Origin of the sequence: Pseudomonas sp. MF5691, assembly GCF_016405645.1 — a bacterium.
Classification (GTDB): Bacteria; Pseudomonadota; Gammaproteobacteria; order Pseudomonadales; family Pseudomonadaceae; genus Aquipseudomonas; species Aquipseudomonas shahriarae.
The window spans coordinates 41441-60064 of the sequence record NZ_JAEKDC010000020.1; the positions used below are offsets into that span (position 1 = coordinate 41441).

At 62.0% G+C, this 18624-nt stretch carries 17 protein-coding genes; 6 read left to right on the forward strand and 11 right to left on the reverse strand.

Annotation, left to right across the window (positions count from 1 at the left end):
* Positions 1-35 precede the first annotated feature (35 nt).
* The 3 genes from JFT44_RS22815 to JFT44_RS22825 all read left to right on the forward strand — a co-directional run bounded on the left by JFT44_RS22815 (position 36) and on the right by JFT44_RS22825 (position 5000).
* Positions 36-1988, forward strand: coding sequence for an acetoacetate--CoA ligase (locus JFT44_RS22815; protein ID WP_198831209.1), 1953 nt, complete (start codon positions 36-38; stop codon positions 1986-1988).
* Between the two features lie 145 nt (positions 1989-2133).
* Positions 2134-4683 (forward strand): PAS domain-containing protein, encoded by a 2550-nt coding sequence (locus JFT44_RS22820; protein ID WP_198831210.1) that lies wholly within the window; start codon positions 2134-2136, stop codon positions 4681-4683.
* A 41-nt stretch (positions 4684-4724) separates the two neighbouring features.
* Positions 4725-5000, forward strand: coding sequence for a peptidylprolyl isomerase (locus JFT44_RS22825; RefSeq protein WP_029293742.1), 276 nt, complete (start codon positions 4725-4727; stop codon positions 4998-5000).
* 113 nt (positions 5001-5113) lie between these two features.
* On the opposite strand, the gene JFT44_RS22830 is transcribed toward JFT44_RS22825, so the two are convergent.
* The 8 genes from JFT44_RS22830 to JFT44_RS22865 form a co-directional block, all read right to left on the reverse strand.
* Complete coding sequence (locus JFT44_RS22830) at positions 5114-6022, reverse strand: sugar kinase (RefSeq protein ID WP_198831211.1); 909 nt, start codon at positions 6020-6022, stop codon at positions 5114-5116.
* 117 nt (positions 6023-6139) lie between these two features.
* Complete coding sequence (locus JFT44_RS22835) at positions 6140-7348, reverse strand: amino acid deaminase (protein WP_198831212.1); 1209 nt, start codon at positions 7346-7348, stop codon at positions 6140-6142.
* A gap of 17 nt (positions 7349-7365) precedes the next feature.
* On the reverse strand, positions 7366-8130 hold the full coding sequence (locus tag JFT44_RS22840; protein ID WP_057440989.1) for an IclR family transcriptional regulator: 765 nt from the start codon (positions 8128-8130) through the stop codon (positions 7366-7368).
* Positions 8131-8310: 180 nt separating this feature from the next.
* A complete protein-coding gene (locus tag JFT44_RS22845; RefSeq protein WP_032857221.1) occupies positions 8311-8700 on the reverse strand; it encodes a RidA family protein in 390 nt (129 codons plus the stop codon).
* Positions 8701-8715: 15 nt separating this feature from the next.
* Positions 8716-9483: an amino acid ABC transporter ATP-binding protein gene (locus tag JFT44_RS22850; protein ID WP_057440847.1), complete on the reverse strand. Its 768-nt coding sequence runs from the start codon at positions 9481-9483 to the stop codon at positions 8716-8718.
* A complete protein-coding gene (locus JFT44_RS22855) occupies positions 9480-10130 on the reverse strand; it encodes an amino acid ABC transporter permease (RefSeq protein ID WP_057440845.1) in 651 nt (216 codons plus the stop codon). The genes JFT44_RS22850 and JFT44_RS22855 overlap by 4 nt, the downstream gene beginning before the upstream one ends.
* A gap of 12 nt (positions 10131-10142) precedes the next feature.
* Positions 10143-10805: an amino acid ABC transporter permease gene (locus JFT44_RS22860; protein WP_057440843.1), complete on the reverse strand. Its 663-nt coding sequence runs from the start codon at positions 10803-10805 to the stop codon at positions 10143-10145.
* A 52-nt stretch (positions 10806-10857) separates the two neighbouring features.
* On the reverse strand, positions 10858-11703 hold the full coding sequence (locus JFT44_RS22865; protein WP_057440842.1) for a transporter substrate-binding domain-containing protein: 846 nt from the start codon (positions 11701-11703) through the stop codon (positions 10858-10860).
* A 306-nt stretch (positions 11704-12009) separates the two neighbouring features.
* Between JFT44_RS22865 and JFT44_RS22870 the strand changes: the two genes are divergently transcribed.
* A complete protein-coding gene (locus JFT44_RS22870) occupies positions 12010-12372 on the forward strand; it encodes a co-chaperone YbbN (protein ID WP_057959245.1) in 363 nt (120 codons plus the stop codon).
* On the opposite strand, the gene JFT44_RS22875 is transcribed toward JFT44_RS22870, so the two are convergent.
* The 3 genes from JFT44_RS22875 to rpiB form a co-directional block, all read right to left on the reverse strand.
* Entirely contained in the window at positions 12369-13931 is a 1563-nt protein-coding gene (locus JFT44_RS22875) for a TerC family protein (RefSeq protein ID WP_057959244.1), read from the reverse strand. The genes JFT44_RS22870 and JFT44_RS22875 overlap by 4 nt on opposite strands.
* Before the next feature lie 436 nt (positions 13932-14367).
* Complete coding sequence (locus JFT44_RS22880; RefSeq protein ID WP_029293725.1) at positions 14368-15348, reverse strand: sugar-binding transcriptional regulator; 981 nt, start codon at positions 15346-15348, stop codon at positions 14368-14370.
* Positions 15349-15411: 63 nt separating this feature from the next.
* Positions 15412-15873 (reverse strand): ribose 5-phosphate isomerase B, encoded by a 462-nt coding sequence (gene rpiB / locus JFT44_RS22885; protein WP_057959243.1) that lies wholly within the window; start codon positions 15871-15873, stop codon positions 15412-15414.
* 282 nt (positions 15874-16155) lie between these two features.
* On the opposite strand from rpiB, the gene JFT44_RS22890 reads away from it, so the two are divergent.
* Both JFT44_RS22890 and JFT44_RS22895 read left to right on the forward strand, forming a co-directional pair.
* The gene (locus tag JFT44_RS22890) at positions 16156-17643 is read left to right on the forward strand and encodes a sugar ABC transporter ATP-binding protein (protein ID WP_057444030.1); all 1488 of its coding nucleotides are present in this window, start codon (positions 16156-16158) and stop codon (positions 17641-17643) included.
* On the forward strand, positions 17640-18617 hold the full coding sequence (locus JFT44_RS22895) for an ABC transporter permease (RefSeq protein ID WP_057959242.1): 978 nt from the start codon (positions 17640-17642) through the stop codon (positions 18615-18617). The genes JFT44_RS22890 and JFT44_RS22895 overlap by 4 nt, the downstream gene beginning before the upstream one ends.
* Positions 18618-18624: the final 7 nt, after the last annotated feature.

Here is an 18624-nt window from a genome sequence, read left to right on the forward strand (position 1 = left end):
CTGGCAGATTTCATACAAGAACAAGAGAGTGCGCCATGTCCGATATCCTCTGGCAACCCAGCCCGGAACGCATCCACACCACCCGGATGGACCAGTTCCGGCGCTTTATCAATGATCGCCACGCCTTGCAGATCAACGATTACCCCACCCTGCACCAATGGAGCATCGACCAGCGCCCGGATTTCTGGGCGGCGATTGTCGAGTTCTTCGACGTGCAGTTTCGTACGCCACCCAGCACCGTGCTGGTGGAAGGCACGCAGATGCCCAGCGCCCAGTGGTTTCCCGGCGCCACCCTGAACTTTGCCGAGCACCTGCTGCGCCGCCGCGATGACCACCCCGCCGTGGTCGCCATCGGCGAAGACGGCCAGCGCGAACAACTGAGCTATGCCGAACTGGCCCGCCACGTCGCCGGCCTGCAACGCAGCCTGCAAGCGGCGGGCGTGGGCCTGGGTGATCGGGTGGCGGCGTGCATGCCCAATACCTGGCAAACCCTGGTGGGCATGCTTGCCACTACCAGCCTCGGGGCGATCTGGTCGTGTTCCTCGCCGGACTTCGGCACCCAAGGGGTGATCGACCGCTTCGGCCAGATCGAGCCCAAGGTGCTGATCACCTGCGCCGGTTATCGCTATGCCGGCAAGCTGATCGACCAGAGCGCCAAGCTCAATGAAATCCTCGACCGCCTGCCGTCCCTGCAACAGTTGATCATCGTGCCCTACGCCCGGCCCGAGGCGCGCGTCGAGGATTACCCGACCCAGGCCAACGTCGCCCTGTGGGATGACTTCTACCGCCCCGGCGGCGAACCGCAGTTTGTCGCCGTGCCCTTCGACCATCCGCTGTACATCCTCTACTCCAGCGGCACCACCGGCGTGCCCAAATGCATCATCCACGGTACCGGCGGCGTGCTGCTGACTCACCTCAAGGAACATGGCCTGCACGCCGACCTGTCACGCGACGACTGCCTGTTTTACTACACCACCTGCGGCTGGATGATGTGGAACTGGCTGGTCTCGGTCCTGGCCATCGGCGCCACGGTAGTGCTGTACGACGGCTCACCGTTTCATCCGGGGCCGGAGCGTCTGATTGACCTGATCGACCAGGAGCGCATCAGCGTGTTCGGCACCAGCCCGAAATTCCTCGCTACCCTGGAAAAGGCCGGCCTGCAACCGCGTCGCAGCCATGACCTGGGCAGCCTCAAGTGCCTGATCTCGACCGGCTCGCCACTGTCGCCCCAGAGCTACGACTACGTGTACCGCGACATCAAACAGGAGCTGTGCCTGTCGTCGATGTCGGGCGGTACCGATATCGTCTCCTGCTTTGTCATCGGCAACCCGGTGCTGCCGGTACGGCGCGGCGAAATGCAGTGCAAGAGCCTGGCGATGGCCATCGAAGTGTGGGACGACCAGGGCCGGGCGCTGGTCGGTGAAAAAGGCGAACTGGTGTGCACCCGGCACTTCCCGGCCATGCCCATTGGCCTGTGGAATGACCCACAGGGGGAAAAACTGCGCGCCTCGTATTTCAGCCAGTTCCCCGGCGTCTGGGCCCAGGGCGACTATGCCGAGCAGCGCGCCAATGGCAGCCTGCTGATCCATGGCCGTTCGGATGCAGTGCTCAACCCCGGCGGCGTGCGCATCGGTACCGCGGAAATCTACCGCCAGGTGGAAAAAGTCACCCAGGTCCTGGAAAGCCTGGCCATCGGCCAACGCTGGCAGGACGACGTGCGTGTGGTGCTGTTTGTGCGCCTCAATGACGGCGAACACCTGGACGCCGCGCTTGAGCAGCAGATCCGCGAGGTGATCCGCGCCAACACCACGCCGCGCCATGTGCCGGCAAAGATCCTCAGGGTCAGCGACATCCCGCGCACCATCAGCGGCAAGATCGTCGAGTTGGCGGTAAGAAATGTCGTGCATGGCGAACCGGTGAAAAACACCGATGCCCTGGCCAACCCCGAAGCCCTGGAGCAGTTTCGCGACCGCCCTGAGCTGGCATAAAGGATGAAAGGTTTCAGCGCCCACACACTCATTTGAAGATAAACCCCTCAAGCATGCTATTTTTCGAGGGGTAGGCAGCCGTTTCCGCAGCACGGGATAATCGGCCTCTGTCATTCTTCAAGCGTTACGCGCGGGACACTTACACATGAACGGATCACCCACCGGCAGCCAGGCCGCGGCCCTGATCGCACGGCTGGACTGGGCCACAAGCCCCCTCGGTGATGCCAGCCATTGGCCACAAAGCCTGCGCACGGCAGTCGATATCGTCATCCACTCACCGATGCCGATGCTGTTGCTGTGGGGCGACGAACTCACGCAGATCTACAACGATGGCTTCGCCCTGCTGGCCGGCAACAAGCACCCCCAGGCCTTCGGCCAGCCGACCCACCGGGTCTGGCCGGAGATGCAACACTTCACCGCCCCGATCTACAGCGCCGTACTGGCCGGCCAGGTGCGTACGTTCAGCGAGCAGCGTTTTATCCTGCAGCGCAATCACCGTGATACGGAAATCTGGCTGGACCTGACCTACAGCCCGATCCGCGACGAACGCGGCCGGGTCGCCGGGGTCCTGGTGACGGCGATTGAAACCAACGAGCGCCGGCAACTCGCCCAGGAGCTGCAACAACGCTCCGAGGCCAGCCTCAAGGCCCAGCACGATACCGAGCAACGCTTGCAACTGGCCCTGGCCGCCACCGATGCAGTGGGCACCTGGGACTGGGATATCAGCGAAGACCGCTTTATCGCCGACAGCCATTTTGCCCAGCTGCATGGGGTTGATCCGGCTAAAGCCCGGCAGTTGCCCATCAGTGATTACCTGCAAGGCGTGCACCCGGAAGACCGTGCCATGGTGGCCCGCAGCATCAAGCATTGCATCAGCCATGGCTCCGAGTACGCCGAGGAATATCGCCTGCTCCAGGCCGACGGCCAGGTGCGCTGGGTGTTTGCCCGTGGCCGCTGCTACAAGGATCACCACGGCCGGCCGGCGCGCTTTCTCGGGGCGGCCCTGGACCTGACCGAACGCAAGCACACCGAGCAAGCCCTGCGCCAGAGCCAGACCGAGCTGCAGTTGATCATCAACGCGATGCCGGTGCTGATCGGTTATGTCGATCACGAAGAGCGCTTTCGCCTGAACAACAGCGCCTACCTCGATTGGTATGGCCTGACCCCGCAAGAGCTGTATGGCAAGACCATCCGCGAAGTGATCGGCGCCGAGATCTACGCCGGGCGCGCCGATAAGATCGCCGCCGCCCTCAAGGGCAAGGCCTGCAGCTTCATTACCGTCACCCCCCATCGCGATGGCCGGCCCCGGCATGCGCTGATGAAGTACCTGCCGCGCTTCAGCGCCGATGGCTCGGTCAATGGTTTCTACATCTTTGTGATTGATGAGACCGAGCGCAAACTCACCGAGGAAGCCCTGCGCCACCTCAACGACAACCTCGAAGAACGCGTGGCCCAGCGTACCCAGGCCTTGGCCGAAGCCAACCAGCGCCTGCAAAACGAAATGTTCGAGCGCGAGCGTGCCGAAGACGCGCTGCGCCATGCGCAAAAAATGGAAGCGGTCGGCCAGCTTACCGGTGGGATAGCCCATGACTTCAACAATATGCTCACCGGGATCATCGGCAGCCTGGACCTGATGCAGCGCTACATCGCCGCCGGCCGTAGCGATGAGATCGGCCGTTTCACCGACGCTGCGGTGTCCTCGGCCCACCGCGCCGCCGCCCTGACCCATCGCCTGCTGGCCTTCTCCCGGCGTCAGTCCCTGGACCGCCGGCCCCTGGACCCGAACCAGTTGGTCGCGTCCCTGGAAGACCTGTTCCGCCGTACCAAAGGCGCTCATATCGAACTCAAGGTGCAACTGGGCAGCGATATCTGGCCGGTAAACACCGACGCCAGCCAACTGGAAAACGCCCTGCTCAACCTGGTGATCAACGCCCGCGATGCCATGCCTGATGGCGGGCTACTGAGCATCGAGACCGCCAACAGCTACCTCGACGGCACCGACATCACCACCCTGGAGCCGGTCAAGGCCGGCGACTACGTGATGCTCGGCGTGTGCGACAACGGCGCCGGCATGACCCCGAAAATCCTGGCCAAGGCCTTCGACCCCTTCTTTACCACCAAGCCCATCGGCCAGGGCACCGGCCTGGGATTGTCGATGATCTATGGTTTTGCCCAGCAATCGGGCGGCCACGTCACGATCCACAGTGAACCGGGCCGGGGCACCTGCGTGCGCCTGTACCTGCCGCGCCTGCATGGCACCGCCCTGGAAAAAGTCCCGCCGCAGGTCCCCGTGGAAGCCCCCCTGGCGCTGGACGGCGAAGCCGTGGTGGTGGTCGAGGACGATGCGGCGGTGCGCATGCTGGTGGTCAACCTGCTGGATGAATTGGGCTACACCGCCCACCAGGCGGCCGACGCACGCGCAGCCCTGCCACTGCTGGAGTCTGACCTGCGGGTGGACTTGTTGGTGACCGATGTCGGCCTGCCCGGCATGAACGGCCGACAACTGGCGGAAATCGCTCGCCAGCACCGCCCGACACTCAAGGTGCTGTTCATGACCGGATACGCCGAGACCGCCGCCGAGCGCCAGGGTTTTCTGGAGGACGGCATGGACATGGTGGCCAAGCCGTTTTCCATTGACCAGTTGGCCACGAAAATCCGCAGCATGATCGGCGTCAAAGGCCAAGTTGATGCATAATCCCGCGCCTTTAAGCCCGACCGTTGCAAGGTAACTGCCAGATGAAAGCCCAAGCCCGCCATATCCTGGTCAAGACCAGCGAAGAAGCCGAACAACTCAAGCAGCGTATTGCCAAGGGCGAAGCCTTTGATGTGCTGGCCAAGAAGTTCTCCACCTGCCCGTCCGGCAAGCGCGGCGGCGATCTGGGTGAAGTGCGGCCGGGGCAGATGGTCGGGGTGATTGATGCGGTGATTTTCAAGAAACCGCTGCGGGTGGTGCATGGGCCGATCAAGAGCAAGTTTGGGTATCACCTGGTGCAGGTGTTCTACCGCGACTAGAGCACCCTGATCGTTCCCACGCTCCGCGTGGGAACGCCTCACTGGATGCTCTGCGTCCGCTTCTGGGACGCGGAGCGTCCGTAGCTGCATTCCCACGCGGAGCGTGGGAACGATCAGTCCCTGGGAATCAGCGCACCCGGAATCTGGATCACCCGGCTGGCCAACCGATGCCCCGCCAAGGCCGCCTCTTGCGGTGAACCACCCCTGAGCCGGCTGGCCAGATACGCTGCGCTGAACGAATCCCCCGCCGCCGTGGTGTCCACCACCTTTTCGACCACCTGCGCCGGCACCGCAAAACGCTCCCCGCCCTGGCGAATCAGGCAGTCATCCGCGCCGCGCTTGAGCACCACTTCCTCGATCCCTGGATAAGCGGCGAACACCTGCTCACTGTCGGCATAGCCAAACAGGGCACGCTCGTCGTCTTCGGTGAGCAAGGCCATATCCACCTGCGCCAACACCTGCTGATAGGCCTCACGAGCGGCTTCGACACTGGCCCACAGACGCGGCCGGTAGTTGTTGTCGAACACCACCCGGGCGCCACGCTGGCGGGCTTCCAGCAACGCGGCCAACAGGCGCACGCGCCCCACTTCGCCCAATACAGCCAGGGTGATACCGCTGAAATACAGCACGTCATAACTCGGCAAGGCCGCCAGGACCGGCTCGGCCCCTGGCGTGGTGAAGCAATCGCGCACCGCCGCTTCGTTGCGCCAATAGAGGAATTTGCGCTCGCCGTGGGCATCGGTCTGGATGCAATACAGACCCGGCAGACGCCCCGGCAAGCGCTGGACCTGGTCCAGGCCAAGGCCTTCGACGACCCATTGCTGACACATGGCATCGCTGAAACTGTCATCGCCCAGGGCGGTGACGTAATCCACCGTGCTGCTGGCCCCCAGTTCACGGCGCAGGTAGACGGCGGTGTTCAGGGTGTCGCCACCGAAGCTCTGTTGCAGGCTGCCGTCGGCGCGGTGTTGCAGTTCGATCATGCATTCGCCGATCAGGGCGATGCGCGGGTGTGGGGTCATATTTGGATTCTCGGCTGGGTTTTGGGGCCTCATCCCAGGCCCGCCAGCTCCCACATTTGAATGTGTTCACAAATCCCAATGTGGGAGCTGGCTTGCCTGGGATGGCCGCGACGCGCTCTAGAAACAGGTGTGCAATGTCTCGATCACCTGCAACTGCTCATCCACCAAACACCCCACCTGCCACTTATCAAAGGTCAGGCACGGGTGCGAGGTGCCAAACGAGATGATGTCGCCAATACGCAGTTCAACCCCCGCCGCCACGCTCATGAAGGCGTGCTGGTCCATCACCGCCGTGACCTTGCAGGCACTCACGTCATCGCCCACCGCCGGCAGCACGCCAGCCTTGTAGCGCTTGAGGGGCACCGGCAGGCCGGCGTCGTATGCCACGTCGCGCTTGCCCAGGGCGATCACTGCAAACCCCGGCTGCGGCAACGACTGCACATGGGCCCAGACTTCCAGGGCCGGGCGCAGGCCCTCCGTGAGGTCGCTGCGCCGGTCCAGCACGCAGCATTGCGCCTCCTTGTAGATGCCGTGGTCGTGGGCCACATAGCTGCCGGGGCGCAGCACGCTGAGGAAGCGCCCTTCGGCGTTTTGCGCGGCGAAAGACTCGGCGATCAGGTCATACCAGGCCGAACCCGACGCGGTGATGATCGGCTTGCCCAAGTCAAAGGCCCCGCTGTTCTGCATATCCACCGCCAGGCGCACCAGGGACGCGGCAAACTCGCGGATACCGCTGATGGCATGCTCGCCGTGGATCACCCCTTCATAACCTTCGATCCCGGTAAGGGCCAGGGCCGGCTGGGCCTTGATTGCCCGCGCCAGGTCCAGCACCTCTTGCTCGCTGCGGCAACCGCAGCGGCCGCCGACCACGCCGTATTCGATCATCACGTTCAGGCGCAGGCCACGGGCGGCGAAGAATGCGCCCAGGTCAGCGACGTTGTCCGGGTGATCGACCAGGCAATGGAAGTCAAACTCGGGGTCAGCCAGCAGCTCGGCGATCAGCGCCATGTTCGGCCCGCCTACCAGTTGGTTGGCCATCAATACCCGGCGCACGCCACCGGCATAGGCCGCGCGGGTCTGCACTGCGGTAGCCAGGGTGATGCCCCAGGCGCCTTGTGCCAACTGACGCTGAAACAGCGCCGGCATCATGCTGGTCTTGCCATGGGGCGCCAGTTGCGCGCCGCTGTTGCTGACAAAGTCCTGCATCCAGCGGATGTTGTGTTCCAGGGCCGCGCGGTGCAGCACCAGGGCGGGCAGGCTGACGTCGCGTACCAGGTGGGCACCGCTGGCGGCGGCGCCTTTTTCAACGGCATTGAAGGCAGACATGGGGTTACTCCGTTTCGCTATTCATTGATGCGACGGGCCAGGTTATTGGCGCTTTCGATCAGCACCCGGCGGTAGTCGTCGTAATTGTTCTTGGCGTCGGCCCGTGGGGCGACGATGCACAGGGTCGCAATGGCGACGCCCTGGGCGTCACGCACCGGGGCGGCAAAGCAGTGGGTAAAGGTGTCGGCAACACTGTCGAAGGAAAAAAAGCCATCGACGCTGGCCTGGCGGATCTGCCCGAGGAAGGTGTCCAGGGGTAAGCGCTGGCCGTCCGGCAGGATAAAGTCGTCGTGGTCGATCAGGTCGATGATCTGCTGGTCGCTCAAATGCCCCAGCAACAGGCGCCCGGACGCAGTCCAGGGGATGGGCGCGTTTTCACCGATATCCGAAGAAATCCGGAAGTGCCGCTCGCCCTCGCGCATCAGCGCCACCGTGTACTTGCGCCCGTTGAGCAGGCACATCTGCGCCGTCTCGTGGGTTTGGCTAACGATCTCCTGCAAGGCGTGATCGGCCTCGCGGGTCAGGTCGAAATGGCGCAAGTGGGCCTGGCCGAGGAAGTACAGCTGACGGCCCAGGTACACGTGACCGTCCTTGCCCACGGTTTCGAGAATCCGCCGCTCCAGCAGGGAGGCGACCAGTTCATAGACCGTGGACTTGGGGCTGCCGATGCCACTGGCAATATCATTGGGGCGCAGGGGCTGGCCGACTTCCTTGAGAAAATCGAGGATATCGAACGCTCGGTCCAGGCCTTTTGCGCGGCGCTTGATGGTGTCTTCGGTCATGGCGGTCTTCATCAGCGTAAGAGGTCCATGTAAGAGTCGCTTTGTGTGGGAGCGGGCTTGCTCGCGAAAACGGTGTGTCAGCCAACAAATCTGGCACTGATACACCGCTTTCGCGAGCAAGCCCGCTCCCACCCGAATTCACTCTCACATTGAATTTTTAGTGGTCTTGAGATCGGGCATTTAGCCTTTTTTCTTGTAGGCCACGCAATCAATCTCAACCTTGCAATCGACCATCATATTCGCCTGCACACAGGCCCGCGCCGGGGCGTGTTCGGGGGTGAAGTATTCGCCGAAGACTTTGTTGAAACTCCAGAAATCCCGCGGGTCTTCCAGCCATACGCCGACCCGGACCACGTCTTCAAGCCCGTAGCCGGCCTCTTCAAGGATCGCCACCACGTTCTTCATGGTCTGGTGGGTCTGCTCGACAATCCCGCCGTTGATAATCTCGCCCTCCACCGCCGGCACCTGGCCCGACACGTACAACCAGCCATCAGCCTCCACTGCACGGGCAAATGGGCGGGGTTGGCCACCGCCGGCAGTGCTGCCGGCGCCGTAACGAGTAATGCTCATAAAGTTGCTCCTTGATTAAAAACGAATATTTTTCAGAAATTCCGCCAGGCGTGGCGATTGCGGGCGCTCAAAGACCGCTTTGGGCGGGCCCTGCTCTTCAATCCGCCCCTGGTTCATAAACACGATGTTGTCCGAAACCTCGTAGGCAAAACGCATTTCGTGGGTCACCAGCAACATGGTCATGCCCTCTTGCGCCAGGCCCTTGATCACACTGAGCACCTCGCCGACCAACTCCGGGTCCAGCGCTGAGGTCACTTCGTCGAACAGCATCAGGCTGGGGTTCATTGCAATCGCCCGGGCAATCGCCACCCGCTGTTGCTGGCCGCCGGACAACTGACCGGGGAAGTGGTTGCGCCGTTCCAGCAGGCCGACGCGCTCCAGCCATTTTTCCGCGAGGGCTACCGCCTCGTCCTTGCCCATATGCTTGACCTTGAGCAGGCCCAGGGTGATGTTCTGCAACGCCGTCAGATGGGGGAACAGGTTGAATTGCTGGAACGCCATGCCAGTCATGGCGCGGTGTTGGGCAATGAGTTTTTCCGGGTGGCGCACGCGTTTGCCGGCAACATCGGCATAGCCAATGGACTCGCCGTCGAGGGTGATCTGCCCGCCCTGGAACTCTTCCAGCAGGTTGACGCAGCGCAGTAGCGTGGTCTTGCCCGAGCCGCTGGAGCCGATCAAGGTCACCACGTTGCCGCGCTGCAGCGACAGGTCAACGCCCTTGAGGACTTCCACCGCACCGTATTGCTTGCGCAGGCCGCTGATGTTGAGCAATGGTTGATTCATGGCAAGGCCACCCGCTTTTCAATGTAGCGCCCGAATAACTCGATGGCGTAGTTGATGACAAAGAACAGAAAGCCGGCAAACAGGTAGAACTCCAGGGTCATAAAGGTCCGGGCGATCACTTGCTGGGTGCTCAACAGCAACTCGGCAACACCAATCACCGACAGCAGGGTCGAGGCCTTGACGATCTCGGTGGAGGAATTGACCCAGGTCGGCAAAATCTGCCGCAGTGCCTGGGGCAGTAATACATAGCCCAGGGACTGATAGAAGGTCAGGCCGATGGCCTTGCCCGCTTCCAGTTGCCCACGGGGAATGGCTTGCAACGCACCGCGCACAATCTCGGCGACGTGGGAGCCGCAAAACAGCGTGAGGCCCAGAGCACCGGCCTGGAACGCACTAATCTGCCAGCCCAGCGCCGGGGCCATGTAGAAGCAGGCCAGTACCAGCACAAACACCGGGGTGCCACGGATCAGGTCAACGTACAGACGAAACGGCGCGCGCATCCAGAACTTGCCGTAGGTCAGCACCAACCCGGCGACGATGCCGATCAGGGTGCCGAAGATAATCGCCAGCACCGAGCAATACACGCTGGTCTGGAACCCTGCCCACAGGGTTGCCCGGGCGATCCACAACTCATGCAGCCAATACATGGAAAACCCCTCTTATCGACGAATCGCCAGGCGCTGCTCCAGGTAACGCAGCAGCATGGCGATGAGGTAGCAGGCCGCCACGTAGAGCGCGGTCGTCACCAGCCAGGTTTCAATCACCCGGTAGCTTTCGACGTTGATCTTGCGGGCGTAATAGGTCAGCTCCGGCACGGCAATCGCCGCCGCCAGAGAGGTGTCCTTGAACAGTGAGATAAAGTTGTTCGACAGCGCCGGCAGCACGTTGCGCAGCATCACCGGCACCGTGATGTAGGCGCGGATCTGCCACTCCCCCAGGCCAATCGCCAGGCCGGCTTCGCGCAGGCCCTTGGGAATATTCAACAGGCCGGCACGGAACACTTCGGTCAAGTAGGCCCCGGCGTACAACGACAGGGTGATGATGAACGAGGGGATCTTGTCCAGGCGGATGCCCAGGCTGGGCAAGGCAAAGTAGATCAACAGGATCAGCACCAGGATCGGCGTGTTGCGCACCACCGTCACATACACCGAGGCCAGAATCCGCAGCGCACGGTGCCTGGACAGCATGGCAAAGGCCATCAACAGGCCGATCACGCAGCCGATGGCAATCGACAGCAAGGCCAGTTGCAGGCCCAGGCCGAGGCCCGCCAGCAGGGTGTCGAAATCGCGCCAGACTGCGGCAAAATTCAGCTGATAGTTCATGGTCGGCACTACCTTGATTGGGGCGCCCGCTGCGACGCCCCACGCTCAACAATCATTTGAATTCCACCGGAAAACCAATCGCCGGGGTCGGCAGATCAACGCCAAACCACTGCTTGAACGAGGCTGCATAGGTCGGAAACTCGACGCCGGTCATCGCCTCATGCAGGGCGGTGTTGACGAAGTTCAGCCAGTCCTGATCGCCACGCTTGACCGCGCACGCATAGGTTTGCGGGCTCCAGGCGTAGCTCGGGCTGCGGTAGCGGCCGGGGTTCTGCACCATCAGGTACTTGACCGAGGACTGGTCGGTGGCCGCCGCGTCGGCACGCCCGGAGTTCACCGCCTGGTACATCAGGTCGACGCTGTCGTATTGATCCACCTTGGCCTTGGGCAGCGCCTGGTGCACCAGCTCTTCGGCGTAGACGTTTTGCAGCACCGCCACAGTGACGTCATCCCCCGCTGCCTGCAGGTCTTCGATTTGCTGGTATTTGCTGTTGGCCGGCAACAACAGGCCCACACCTTCGCGGTAGTACGGCAGGGTGAACGCCACCTGCTGCGCGCGGCTGGCGGTGACGGTGATGAACTGGCAGCTCATGTCGACTTTGTTGGTCAACAGGTTGGGAATCCGCGCATCGGACGACTGCACCACAAACTCGACCTTGCTCGGGTCGTTGAACAGGCCTTTGGCGACGATGCGCCCGATATCAATATCAAACCCCTGCAACTTGCCATCCGCTCCCTGGAAGTGCCACGGCGCATTGGTACTGCCTGTACCGACGAGCAGATGCCCACGTTTGAGCACTTCATCGAGCTTGCTGTCCGCCTGCACTTGGCTGGCGAGGCAAGCCGATGCGGCGAAGAGAAAAACACAGGCTTTAAACACGGAAGGTCGGCGATGCATGGCAAGCACTCCAGAAGTTGTGTATTCCGCTATACCGGAATCAGGTATGTAACAACGGAATAGACAGCAGAAAGTGTGCCACAGCCAGCAGCAGAAGCCTATTGAAGCGCGCAAGTGTTTTTAAATCAGAGAGATAAGAAGGCACCGACGAATCACCGCGCCGCCAGCGCCGGCAGACACACTGCTACCGTGCGCCACAATCCGTTGCGGTCCATCCCATTTGGGTGCGTTACCTGTGAATTCTCACAGTAGACCGTCCGGCCCACCCGACTTAGGGTTTGGCCAAGTGCCTACAAGGAGACTGTCATGGGACCGATCAACACGGTGATCGACGACGCACAGGCGTATAGACGTGCGCTGCAGACGCCCCGCACGGTGTTTATGCTGTTTGTATCGCCCCAGTGCGCGGCGTGCGGCGCGGCCAAGCCACTGTTCAGCAAAGTGGCCGGTCGCTATCGACGCCAGGCGGCGCTTTATGTACTGGACACCAGCCAGACCCCACGGCATCCCGAGGTGACCGGCACGCCGACGCTGCTGATCTTGAAAAACGGCAGGCTGGTAGAGAAGCTCAAGGGGTTCGGCCCCTGGGAGACCCAGGAGCAGACCCTGAAAAGAACCTTCGAGCGGCACACCCGGGGTGTGCCGACCAAACGGGCAAAGCCCCGTTAACCCAGCGCGACAGGGATCAGCAGTACCTGCGTCACCCGCCGCTCCTCCACCGCCGCCACGGTCAGGCGCCAGCCTTCGTATTCCAGGCTGTCACCGACCACTGGCAGGCGATCCAACAGGCTCATGACCAGGCCGGCGAGGGTCTGGTAATCCTCGGTGGCCACAGCCTTGAACCCGGTGCGCTGGCGAATCAGGTTCAGGTTCAACGCACCATTGGCGCGATAACCGCCCTGCTCTTCGACGATGTCCGGACCTTCGACTTCACTGGCATCGGGCAACTCACCGGCGATGGACTCAAGGATGTCGGTCATGCTCAACACCCCCATGAAATCGCCAAATTCGTTGATCACAAAGGCAATGTGCGTCGACTCCTGGCGCATCTGCTCCAGGGCGTTGAGGATCGAGAAGCTGTCCAGCAGGTTGATCGCCCGCCGCGCCAGGTGTTCCAGGTTCGGCTCATTGCCGGCCAGGTACTCCTTGAGCAACTCCTTCTTATGCACGAAGCCCAGGGGCTCATCCACCGCGCCGTTACGGATCAACGGCAAGCGCGAGTAGGACGAGTGCATCAGTTTCAGGCGGATCGTCTCAGGGTCGTCGGCCAAGTCGATGTAGTCGACATTCGCCCGCGGGGTCATCAAGGTGCGGATCGGCCGCTCGGCCAGTTGCAGCACACCACTGATCATGATCCGTTCGCGACGGTCGAACAGCGGGCCTTGATGGTCCTGCGAGTCGCCCAACAGGTCCGTAACGTCCTCACCCACTTCTTCCACCGCCAGGCTGCGACCGCCCAGCAGACGCATCACCGCATGGGCAGTGCGCTCACGGATCGGCCGCAGGCCTTGCGCCGACTTCTTGCGGCGCGCCCGGGCGATCTGGTTGAACACCTCGATCAGGATCGAGAAGCCGATGGCCGCGTACAGGTAGCCTTTCGGGATGTGGAAGCCCAGACCTTCGGCGGTCAGGGCGAAACCGATCATCATCAAGAAGCCCAGACACAGCATGATCACCGTCGGGTGCGCATTGACGAAGCGAGTCAGCGGCTTGCTGGCCACGATCATTACGCCGATGGACACGATTACCGCGATCATCATCACCGCCAGCTCGTCCACCATGCCGACCGCAGTAATCACCGCGTCGAGGGAGAACACAGCGTCCAGCACCACGATCTGCGCCACAATCGGCCAGAACATCGCGTAGGCGGCATTGCCGGTGCGCTCGGTGACATGCCCTTCGAGCCGCTCATGCAACTCCATGGTGGCCTTGAACAACAGGAACACACCACCAAACAGCATGATCAGGTCACGTCCGGAGAAGCTCTTGTCGAACACCTCGAACAACGGCTGGGTCAAGGTCACCAACCAGGAAATACTCGCCAACAGGCCCAGGCGCATGATCAACGCCAGGGACAGGCCGATCAACCGCGCACGGTCACGCTGCTCCGGTGGCAGCTTGTCCGCCAGGATCGCGATAAACACCAGGTTGTCTATACCCAGTACCAGTTCCAACACAATCAAGGTCAACAGGCCGAGCCAGGCCGTTGGATCCGCTAACCATTCCATATAGAAGTCTCTGTCTCTTTATTGATTTTCAGAATGCCGGGCACAACAAAACGCGGTCCGATGACCGGGAAAAGGTTAGCAGCCTAAATAGAGGATGTTTCAGCGGGAACGTCGGCAGTAGCGGTCTTGGAGAAAGACGACTGGGGGGCTCCGAGAGGGTGTTCATGCAAATCCTGCAGTGAGAAAAGGACGTTAATCCTACATGAAAAATACAAATTCCCTACAATTTAAAACCATTACAAGATCTGTAAAAGCCGCCCCTCGAAAGCCTGTGCCGTGGTCTTGCGTGGTGGCTTGTGTGGGAGCTGGCTTGCCTGCGATGCAGGCACCTCGGTGTATCAGTTAGATCGAGGCGATGCTATCGCAGGCAAGCCAGCTCCCACACAAGCCAGCCCCCCCCCCACACGCCAGTGCCCATATTTTGAGAGGCGACAGGTCAGGTTTTGCGGGTAGCGTCGTCCAGCGCCAGGATGGTGTGGGCATTGGTTACCGTGGTCGCCAGCGTATTGATCACCCCCGAGCGCAACGCCCCCAGGGTCGCCGCCGCCTTGGTGTTTTCACTGGCAATCGCCACCACATCGGGAATGCGGAATAACTCCTGCACCGTCAAGCCGATCACCCGCCCCTGGATGGCGTTGACCGCCGGCTGGCCATGAATGTCGATAAAGTCGTAACCCATCATGTCACCCACCGTGCCGGACAAGCGCGCCTGGGCGATTTCCTGGGGTGAGAACCAGCCCATGCGCACCATATTGCTGTTCTCGCTCATGTCGCCGATGCCGATCAGCGCCATATCGGCGCGCCGTGCGCGGTCGAGGGTGGAGCGTACGGTGTCGTTGCTGATCAACACGCTGCGCAGTTCCGGGTTGGCCACCAGCGCCGGGGCGTACAGGCTTTCGCTCTCGCCGCCAAAACGCAGGGCCAGGCGTCGGCAGATATGGTCGGGGTTCATGTATTCGCCCGCCTTGAGCGAACCGCCAATGGCGCAGACAAATGTGCAGTTGCGCGTCACCGGCAAAAACACGTTATCGGCTACCGCCCCCACATTGCGCCCCATGCCCACAGCGACAATCATGCCGTCGCCCAGGGTCTTGTTCAGGTAGTTGGCCACCAGGCTGGCCACGGCGGAGCGCTGGGTGTCGGCGTCACTGTGATCGACCGCGATCAACGCACGGTCCAGCTGGAAGCGCTCCACCAACGCCTGTTCCAATTCGTTGTTCATCGCCGGATGCTGCAGTACCCGCACCTCGACAATCCCTTCATCGCGCGCACGCTTGAGCAGCCGGCTGACTTTGGCCCGGGACAGGTCAAAGCGCTTGGCGATGGCTTCCTGAGTGACGTTCTCAAGGTAATAGAGCATCGCCACTTCGGTCATCAGATCGATATCGCTGGCGGTGCGCAGGGTACTGTCACTCATGGGGACGGGCTTCCGTTTCGGCGTCAAAGGCGCATTCTCCCGACTCTTGCCCCGCTACGTCCACTACTGATGCCCATCACGCTCAATGGCGTTGATGCGCTCGACCTTGGCCCCGGAACGCGCCGCCTCGAACTCCGAGGCCAGAAACGCGGTGACGATGCTCTTGGCCAGCTCCGCCCCCACCACCCGTGCACCGATGGACAGGATCTGCGCATCGTTGCTCTTGCGCGCCCGCTCCGCCGAATAGGTGTCATGGGCCTGAGCCGCGCGAATACCCAAGACTTTATTGGCCGAGATGGCCATGCCGATGCCCGTGCCACACACCAGCACTCCCAGGCGCTGCTGCCCGCCGTTGATGGCCGTGGCCACCGCCAGCGCAATATCCGGGTACAGCACCGGCGCCGTGGAATGGGTACCAAAGTCGGTCACCGGATACCCCAGCGTCTCGATATGGCGCTTCAACAGCTCCTTGAGCTCAAAACCCGCTTCGTCACATCCGATAGCCACCGGAAAAGGTGTGTTCATGGCATTAGGCTCCGCTGCCGTGGTGAAACTTAAGACTGATCATATGATCACTCAGTGAAATTTCGATCAGGCATTTCTCGGATATTCCCTCGCAACTGTCAAGCACGTTTTAACTGACCTTCCAGTCAAACCCCTCTAAAACGCCAAACATTAAGAAATTGCCGGCGATTACAAGTTTCCAGTGAAAGAGATTGACTGATCAGAATTTCATTTGGTACACATATGATCACGCAGCAACACGACTGTGTACCTAATAAGAATTCACAGCACGAGGACACGCCGATGGCCACGCCATTACTGCTCCAGGCTGAACACGTCGCCAAGGCCTACGCCGGCATCCCTGCCCTGCGTGACGGCCGCCTCTCGCTGCGGGCCGGTAGCGTGCACGCCCTGTGCGGCGGCAATGGCGCGGGCAAATCCACCTTCCTCAGTATCTTGATGGGCATCACCCAGCGTGATGCCGGCAACATCCTGCTCAATGGCGCTCCCGTACATTTCAATCGTCCCAGCGAAGCGCTGGCGGCGGGGGTCGCGATGATCACCCAGGAGCTGGAACCGATCCCCTACATGAGCGTCGCCGAAAACATCTGGCTGGGCCGCGAACCACGGCGCGCCGGCTGCATCGTCGACAGCAAGGAACTGCACCGGCGTACCCGCGAGCTCCTGGAAAGCCTGGAGTTCGAGGTCGACGCCAGCGCCCCCATGCATCGCCTGAGCGTGGCGCAGATCCAACTGGTGGAGATCGCCAAGGCGTTCAGCCATGACTGCCAGGTGATGATCATGGACGAGCCCACGTCCGCCATCGGCGAGCGCGAAGCCGAAACCCTGTTCAAGGCCATCCGCCGCCTCACCGCCCGTGGCGCTGGGATCGTGTATGTGTCCCATCGCCTCAGCGAGCTTGCGCAGATAGCCGACGACTACAGCATCTTCCGCGATGGCGCCTTCGTCGAAAGCGGGCGCATGGCCGATATCGACCGCGCCCACCTGGTGCGCGGCATCGTCGGCCAGGAATTGACGCGCATCGACCACAAGGTCGGCCGCGAAAGCGCCGCCGACTGCTGCCTGGACGTCCAGGGTCTGAGCCGCAGCGGCGAGTTCCAGGACATCAGCCTGCAAGTGCGCCAGGGCGAAATCCTCGGCATCTACGGGCTGATGGGCTCGGGGCGCAGCGAGTTCCTCAACTGCATCTATGGCCTGACCACCCCGGACGCTGGCAGCGTCACCCTGCAAGGCAAGCCGATGCCCATCGGCCTGCCCAAGGCGACCATCCGCGCCGGCATGTCCCTGGTCACCGAAGACCGCAAGGAAAGCGGCCTGGTACTCAGCTCCAGCATCCTCTCGAACATCGCGCTGTCGGCGTACAAGCAACTGTCGAGTTGGTCGTTGATCAATGCGCGCAAGGAAACCCAACTGGCCGAGGACATGGTCAAGCGCCTGCAGATCAAGACCACCTCCCTCGATCTGCCAGTGGCGTCCATGAGCGGCGGCAACCAGCAAAAGGTAGTGCTCGCCAAATGCCTGTCGACCCAACCGGTGTGCCTGCTGTGCGATGAACCGACCCGGGGCATCGACGAAGGTGCCAAGCAGGAGATCTATCACTTGCTCGACCAGTTCGTGCGCGCCGGTGGCGCGGCCATCGTGGTGTCGTCCGAAGCCCCGGAACTGCTGCACCTGAGTGACCGTATCGCGGTCTTCAAGGGCGGCCGGCTGGTGACTATCAGCAGCGACACCGCTCTTTCCCAGGAAGCCTTGTTGAGTCTTGCCTCATGAATGCCAAAACCCTTGCCACGCCACTGACCCCCCCCGCGCGCAGCCGTCTGCGCCTTTCCCTCGACCGCTTTGGCCTGCCACTGGTGTTTATCCTGCTGTGCGTGGTCATGGCGTTTTCCAGCGAATACTTCATGACCTGGCGCAACTGGATGGACATCCTGCGCCAGACCTCGATCAACGGCATCCTGGCAGTGGGCATGACCTACGTGATCCTGACCAAGGGCATCGACCTGTCGGTAGGTTCGATCCTCGCCTTCGCCGGGCTGTGCAGCGCCCTGGTCGCGACCCAGGGCTACGGACTGCTCGCCGCCGTCAGTGCCGGGATGTTCGCCGGAGCGATGCTGGGGATGGTCAACGGCTTCATGGTGGCCAACCTGTCGATCCCGCCTTTTGTTGCCACGCTGGGCATGCTGAGTGTGGCCCGGGGCATGACCTTTATCCTCAACGACGGCAGCCCGGTCACCGATCTGCCGGACGCCTACCTGGCCCTGGGCATCGGCAAGCTCGGGCCGATTGGCATACCGGTCATTATCTTTGCGGTGGTCGCGCTGATCTTCTGGATGGTGCTGCGCTACACCACCTACGGGCGCTATGTGTACGCGGTGGGCGGCAACGAAAAAAGCGCACGCACCTCGGGGATCGGTGTGCGCAAGGTGACGTTCTCGGTGTACGTGGTCTCGGGCTTGCTCGCCGGCCTGGCGGGCGTGGTGCTGTCCGCGCGCACCACCTCCGCCCTGCCCCAGGCCGGCATGTCCTATGAGCTGGATGCGATTGCCGCCGTGGTGATCGGCGGCACCAGCCTGTCCGGCGGCGTCGGCACCATCGTCGGCACGCTGTTCGGCGCCCTGCTGATCGGGGTGATCAACAACGGCCTGAACCTGCTTGGCGTGTCCTCCTATTACCAGCAGGTCGCCAAGGGCTTGATCATCGTACTCGCGGTGTTGATTGACGTGTGGCGCAAGAAAAAACGCTAGTCGCTTT

Excerpts from the sequence above, each read along its gene's own strand:
- JFT44_RS22815 (WP_198831209.1), top strand. The coding sequence starts at position 36 with ATGTCCGATATCCTCTGGCAACCCAGCCCGGAACGCATCCACACCACC.
- JFT44_RS22820 (WP_198831210.1), top strand. The coding sequence starts at position 2,134 with ATGAACGGATCACCCACCGGCAGCCAGGCCGCGGCCCTGATCGCACGG.
- JFT44_RS22825 (WP_029293742.1), top strand. The coding sequence starts at position 4,725 with ATGAAAGCCCAAGCCCGCCATATCCTGGTCAAGACCAGCGAAGAAGCC.
- JFT44_RS22830 (WP_198831211.1), bottom strand. The coding sequence starts at position 6,022 with ATGACCCCACACCCGCGCATCGCCCTGATCGGCGAATGCATGATCGAA.
- JFT44_RS22835 (WP_198831212.1), bottom strand. The coding sequence starts at position 7,348 with ATGTCTGCCTTCAATGCCGTTGAAAAAGGCGCCGCCGCCAGCGGTGCC.
- JFT44_RS22840 (WP_057440989.1), bottom strand. The coding sequence starts at position 8,130 with ATGACCGAAGACACCATCAAGCGCCGCGCAAAAGGCCTGGACCGAGCG.
- JFT44_RS22845 (WP_032857221.1), bottom strand. The coding sequence starts at position 8,700 with ATGAGCATTACTCGTTACGGCGCCGGCAGCACTGCCGGCGGTGGCCAA.
- JFT44_RS22850 (WP_057440847.1), bottom strand. The coding sequence starts at position 9,483 with ATGAATCAACCATTGCTCAACATCAGCGGCCTGCGCAAGCAATACGGT.
- JFT44_RS22855 (WP_057440845.1), bottom strand. The coding sequence starts at position 10,130 with ATGTATTGGCTGCATGAGTTGTGGATCGCCCGGGCAACCCTGTGGGCA.
- JFT44_RS22860 (WP_057440843.1), bottom strand. The coding sequence starts at position 10,805 with ATGAACTATCAGCTGAATTTTGCCGCAGTCTGGCGCGATTTCGACACC.
- JFT44_RS22865 (WP_057440842.1), bottom strand. The coding sequence starts at position 11,703 with ATGCATCGCCGACCTTCCGTGTTTAAAGCCTGTGTTTTTCTCTTCGCC.
- JFT44_RS22870 (WP_057959245.1), top strand. The coding sequence starts at position 12,010 with ATGGGACCGATCAACACGGTGATCGACGACGCACAGGCGTATAGACGT.
- JFT44_RS22875 (WP_057959244.1), bottom strand. The coding sequence starts at position 13,931 with ATGGAATGGTTAGCGGATCCAACGGCCTGGCTCGGCCTGTTGACCTTG.
- JFT44_RS22880 (WP_029293725.1), bottom strand. The coding sequence starts at position 15,348 with ATGAGTGACAGTACCCTGCGCACCGCCAGCGATATCGATCTGATGACC.
- rpiB (WP_057959243.1), bottom strand. The coding sequence starts at position 15,873 with ATGAACACACCTTTTCCGGTGGCTATCGGATGTGACGAAGCGGGTTTT.
- JFT44_RS22890 (WP_057444030.1), top strand. The coding sequence starts at position 16,156 with ATGGCCACGCCATTACTGCTCCAGGCTGAACACGTCGCCAAGGCCTAC.
- JFT44_RS22895 (WP_057959242.1), top strand. The coding sequence starts at position 17,640 with ATGAATGCCAAAACCCTTGCCACGCCACTGACCCCCCCCGCGCGCAGC.